This is a genomic window from Mycobacterium sp. (assembly GCF_035653355.1).
GTDB lineage: Bacteria > Actinomycetota > Actinomycetes > Mycobacteriales > Mycobacteriaceae > Mycobacterium.
Genome location: NZ_DASRBZ010000180.1, coordinates 1 through 5,335 on the forward strand (window position 1 = coordinate 1; position 5,335 = coordinate 5,335).

Below are 5,335 nucleotides of genomic sequence, written 5' to 3' on the forward strand. Positions count from 1 at the left end.
GACGCGGTCGAGATTCACTTGGGACACAACTACTTAGCGAGTTCGTTCCTGAGCCCGCTGATCAACCGGCGCGACGACGAGTTCGGCGGGTCATTGGAGAACCGGGCCAAAGTGGCCCGCGGGCTCGTCATGGCCGTACGCCGCGCCGTGAACGGTCAGATCGCGGTGACGGCCAAGCTCAACATGGCCGACGGGGTGCGCGGTGGTATCACCGTCGAAGAAGCGCTGACCACCGCCAAGTGGCTGCAGGACGACGGCGGCCTGGACGCGCTCGAGCTGACTGCCGGCAGCTCGCTGGTCAACCCGATGTATCTGTTCCGCGGTGATGCCCCGGTCAAGGAGTTCGCCGGAGCGTTCAAGCCGCCGCTGCGCTGGGGCATCCGCATGTCGGGCCACAAGTTTTTGCGCGAATACCCCTACCGCGATGCCTATCTGATGCGCGACGCTCGGCTGTTTCGCGCCGAGTTGTCGATGCCGCTGATCTTGCTCGGCGGCATCACCAACCGCGAAACGATGGATCTGGCCATGGCGGAGGGCTTCGACTTCGTCGCGATGGCGCGGGCGCTGCTCGCCGAACCCGATTTGGTCAACCGGATCCGCGCCGAGGGCTCCGTGCAGTCCGCCTGCATCCACTGCAACCGGTGCATGCCGACGATCTACAGCCGCACCCGTTGCGTCGTCACCGGGGCGCCGGACTTGATCACCACACACTGACTCGGCTCGCTTCGGAACCCGCCGCAGCCCAACAGATACAGTTGGCCAAGTGAATCAACCGGCTACAGTTGGTGCGATGAGTCAAGCAGCGCCGCCCGTGCTGACCGTTCGATACGACGGATCCCAGCGGACGTTCGCGCCTGGCCATGACGTGGTCATCGGACGCGACCTCCGCGCGGACATGCGTATCACGCATCCATTGATCTCCCGTGCGCATCTGCTGCTGCGCTTCGACCAGGGCAGGTGGCTGGCCATCGACAACGGCTCGTTGAACGGGACGTTCGTCAACGGCCGTCGGGTGCCGGTGGTCGACATCCACGACGGCCAAAGCATCAACATCGGCAACCCAGACGGACCGCGCCTGACCTTCGAAGTGGGACGCCACCAAGGCATGGCCGGACGGCCGCCCCAGACCGCGTCGATGCGCGCCGTGCAACCGTCCGGGGCCTCGCCGCGGCCCGCGCCTCCCCCGCCGTCGCGCCAGCAGGGCGGTGGGTGGCCGCCGCAATCAGCGCCGATGCGCCCGGGTGGACCGCCGCACACCCCGCCGCCGCATCAACCAGTGTATCCACCCAGCGGCGGGCAGCGGCCAGCCGCGTATTCGGGCAGCGGCGGGCATCCGCCCGCCTATCCGGGCAGCTCGCCGCAACCTGCGCCGGCCGCAGCCGCGCCGAAGACCCAGATGGCCCCGGCCGCAAGCAAGCCGCCCGAGGTCTCCAACCTCGCGACCAAGATGATCCAGGCTTTCCGGCCCAGCTCCGCCGCGCCGGACAAGCCGGCCGGCTCCCTGACGATCGGGCGCGCCACCGACAACGACATCGTCATCCAGGATGTCTTGGCGTCGCGCCATCACGCGTTTTTGGTGCAGTCGCCGCTCGGCGCCGAGATCCGCGACGCTCGAAGCATCAACGGCACGTTCGTCAACGGAGTCCGGGTCGGCTCCGCGGTGTTGAACGAGGGCGACGTCGTGACCATCGGCAACGTCGACCTTGTCTTCAGCGACGGCACCTTGGTTCGGCGCACGGAAGCCGCGGCCCGCACTGGCGGCCTCGAGGTCAACGGCGTGCACTTCAAGGTCGACGGCAAGGAACTGATCGACAGCATTTCCTTCACCGCTCGGCCGGGGATGCTGACCGCGATCATCGGCGGTTCGGGAGCAGGCAAGACCACGCTGTCCCGGCTGATCGCCGGCTATACCCGCCCCAGCCAGGGCTCGATCACCTTCGAGGGCCACGACATCCACCGCGAGTACGCGACCATGCGCAGCCGGATCGGGATGGTTCCGCAGGACGACGTCGTGCACCGTCAGCTCACGGTCAACCAGGCGCTGGGTTACGCCGCCGAATTGCGACTGCCCCCCGACACCAGCAAGCAGGAGCGGGCCCAGGTCGTCGCCCAGGTTCTCGAAGAACTCGACCTGACCAAGCAGGCCGACACCCGGGTGGACCGGCTCTCGGGTGGTCAGCGCAAGCGCGCGTCGGTGGCGCTGGAGCTGCTCACCCAGCCGTCGCTGCTTTTGCTCGACGAGCCGACCTCCGGTCTGGATCCGGCGCTGGACCGTCAAGTCATGCTCATGTTGCGCCAGCTTGCCGATGCTGGGCGCGTGGTGCTGGTGGTGACGCACTCGGTGTCCTACCTCGACGTCTGCGACCAGATTCTGCTGGTGGCGCCGGGCGGCAAGACGGCTTTCTGCGGCCCGCCGGACCAGGTGGAGTCGGCGTTCGGAACCAGGAACTGGGCGGAAATCTTCGCCAAGGTGGGTGCCGATCCCGACGAAGCCAATCGCCGCTTCCTGGAGAGGGCCAAGCAACGGCATGAGCAGCCGGTGCGGGTCGCGGAAGAACCCGGCGACCTGGGCGAGCCGGTGCACACCGACAGATGGCGCCAGCTTTCGACGATTGCGCGACGCCAGGTTCGGCTCGTCCTCTCCGACCGCGGATACACGGTGTTCCTGGCGGTGTTGCCATTCCTTATGGGCGCGCTGTCGCTGACCGTCAAAGGGCCCAAACCGGGACTTGGGTTTGCCGATCCAACGGGCGCCGCACCTACTCAGCCGCAGTACATCATGGTGCTGCTCAACATCGGGGCCGTCTTCATGGGCACGGCCTTGACCATCCGCGACCTGATTGGTGAACGCCCCATCTTCCGGCGAGAACAGGCGGTCGGCCTGTCCACCACCTCCTACCTTTTGGCCAAGGTCCTTGTTTTCTCCGTTTTCGCCACGATCCAGGCAGCGATCGCGACCGCCATTGTTCGGCTCGGCAAGGGCGCGCCCACCGCGCATCCGCCCTTCTTCGGTAGCGCGACGTTTTCGCTCTTCCTCACCGTCGCCGCAACCTGTGTCGCGTCGGCGATGCTCGGTCTGCTGCTGTCTGCTCTCGCTAATTCCAACGAGCAGATCATGCCGCTGCTGGTGGTGTCGATCATGTCGCAATTGGTGCTTTGCGGCGGGATGGGGATTCCCGTGACCGGCCGCTTCGGTCTCAACCAGCTGTCCTTTGTAACGCCCGCGCGCTGGGGATTCGCCGCCGGATCGTCGTCGATCGACTTTCCGCACCTGGTGAAAGTTCCGCAGGTCCCAACCGACGACAGATGGTGGCAACACTCGAAACACATCTACGTGTTCGACATGGCCATGCTCGCGGTGTTGTCGGTGTTCTACGCCGGCTACGTCCGGTGGCACATCCGGCTCAAGCGCTAAGGCTCACGCGCTAGGGCTCACGCGCTGAGGTTTATGCGCTGAGGCTGGTCAGCGCATACTCGCTGACGGCGATCAGCGCATCGGTCGCCGACCGGCGATCGCGGGCATCGATGTTGATCACCGGGATGTGCTCGGGCAGTGCCAGCGCTTTGCGTACTTCGTCAACCGGATACCTTGGCGCCCCGTCGAATTCGTTGACCGCGATCAGGAACGGCAGTTGGCGGTGCTCGAAGAAGTCGACGGCGGCGAAGCTGTCCTCGAGGCGCCGGCAGTCGACCAGGATGACCGCGCCGATGGCGCCGCGCACCAGGTCGTCCCACATGAACCAGAACCGGCGCTGGCCTGGTGTGCCGAACAGGTAGAGCACCAGATCCTCGTCGAGGGTAATTCGGCCGAAGTCCATCGCCACAGTGGTGGTGCTTTTCGCCGGGGTGGCCTCGAGCATGTCGACGCCCGTGGAGGCATCGGTGACCATCGCCTCGGTGCGCAGCGGCATGATTTCCGAAACCGCGCCCACGAACGTGGTCTTGCCGGCCCCGAACCCGCCCGCGATGACGATCTTCGTCGAGGCGGCGTTGCGCCTCTCAGAGTGCTCGTAGGCCACGGAGCGTCCTTCCTATCAATTCGCGGCGTTCGTCTGTGGTGGATTCGTCGGTCAGCGTCGGCCGTACTCGAAGGTAACCGGATGTCACCAGATCACCGACGAGGACGCGCGCAACGCCCAGCGGCAGATCCAGGCGGGCCGAGATCTCTGCGACCGAAGGGCTTTTCACGCACAGCTGAACGATCTTTCCTCGCATGTCGTGGGGCGGCCAATTGTGGAACAGCGCCGACTGCAGCGTCTGCACCGGCGCTTCCAAGGGAAGCTCGACGGTTGTGTTGGTGCGTCCAGCGGTCAGCGTGTATGGGCGGACCAGGCTCGCCTCATGTGCGCGTGGCGGTGGCTCGCGGCTGTCCATCGCGGCTCACGAGTGTAAGGGTGCCCGCCGGGACGACTGCACAACGCCGCCCACCCGTTCGACAAGGATGGCCATCTCGTAACCGATCTGACCGATATCGCATGACGTCGCGGCCAGAGTCGCCAGATGCGATCCGTCGCCGACCCGCATCAGCAGCAGGTAGCCGTTTTGCATCTCGACCACCGACTGCAGCACCTGCCCACCCTCGAACAGTTGGGCGGCGCCTGTGGCGAGGCTGGCCAGCCCGGAGGCGACGGCGGCCAGCTGATCCGCTCGCTCGCGCGGCAGATGCTCGCTGGCCGCCATTAGCAGGCCGTCGACGGACACCAACACCGCATGCGACACCCCGGGTACCTCGCGGGCGAAGTTGGACAACAGCCAATCGAGCGAGTTGTCAGACGACGGGTAGGTCATTCGTGATCGGATCCTTCGGTTGTCTCACGGGCATGCGACCGTGCTGCGCGCACACCGCCGAAGTGGCTGCTGATGGAGGCGCGGATCGCATCAGGGTCTCGCGGCGCGGCATGGTGCCGACCGGAATGAAATCCGCCGTTCGATGCTACCCCGTTGCGCTGCTCGCCCCCGCGGTGCTCGGAAACCTCGCCCGTGCCGTTGGCCAGTGCCGTGTGCCGCGACGACGTGTCGGGTGCTGCCGCGCCGGGCACCAGGCGGGCACCGGGTTCCCGCACCGGCAGGCCATGGGCCGTGTGTGACTCGACGGGCACATTGTCGGCCTCGGCAGCCGCCGACCACCCGTGGTCCCACACCGACTTCCAATCCAGGTCGGGGCTGCGCGCGATCTCGTGCGGATCGACCAGCCACTCCGAAAGCATCCGCTGGTAGATCACGTCCTCTTCAGGCAGCCCTGTGGCCGGCGCCGGGGCCTGGGCAGCGACGGTTTCCTTATCGCGGGCTGCGGTGTCCCGAGGTTTGGTCGGCGAATGGCCCCACCAAGAATCGG

General features: G+C 66.4%; 4 protein-coding genes and 2 pseudogenes. 2 read left to right on the plus strand and 4 right to left on the minus strand.

Going from position 1 to position 5,335, the window contains the following annotated elements; translation table 11 throughout:
- Positions 1 to 714: pseudogene (locus VFA16_RS05935) on the plus strand (NADH:flavin oxidoreductase); the annotation flags it as partial.
- A gap of 76 nt (positions 715 to 790) precedes the next feature.
- Positions 791 to 3,415: an FHA domain-containing protein gene (locus VFA16_RS05940; RefSeq protein WP_324966927.1), complete on the plus strand. Its 2,625-nt coding sequence runs from the start codon at positions 791 to 793 to the stop codon at positions 3,413 to 3,415.
- A 31-nt stretch (positions 3,416 to 3,446) separates the two neighbouring features.
- Here VFA16_RS05940 and VFA16_RS05945 read toward each other — a convergent pair whose 3' ends face one another.
- The 4 genes and pseudogenes from VFA16_RS05945 to VFA16_RS05960 form a co-directional block, all read right to left on the minus strand.
- Positions 3,447 to 4,019: an ATP/GTP-binding protein gene (locus VFA16_RS05945; RefSeq protein WP_324966928.1), complete on the minus strand. Its 573-nt coding sequence runs from the start codon at positions 4,017 to 4,019 to the stop codon at positions 3,447 to 3,449.
- Positions 4,000 to 4,374, minus strand: coding sequence for a DUF742 domain-containing protein (locus VFA16_RS05950; protein ID WP_324966929.1), 375 nt, complete (start codon positions 4,372 to 4,374; stop codon positions 4,000 to 4,002). The genes VFA16_RS05945 and VFA16_RS05950 overlap by 20 nt, the downstream gene beginning before the upstream one ends.
- A 6-nt stretch (positions 4,375 to 4,380) precedes the next feature.
- A complete protein-coding gene (locus VFA16_RS05955; protein ID WP_083087835.1) occupies positions 4,381 to 4,788 on the minus strand; it encodes a serine protease inhibitor in 408 nt (135 codons plus the stop codon).
- Positions 4,785 to 5,335, minus strand: a pseudogene (locus tag VFA16_RS05960) (ATP-binding protein); the annotation flags it as partial. The pseudogene VFA16_RS05960 and the gene VFA16_RS05955, both read right to left, overlap by 4 nt.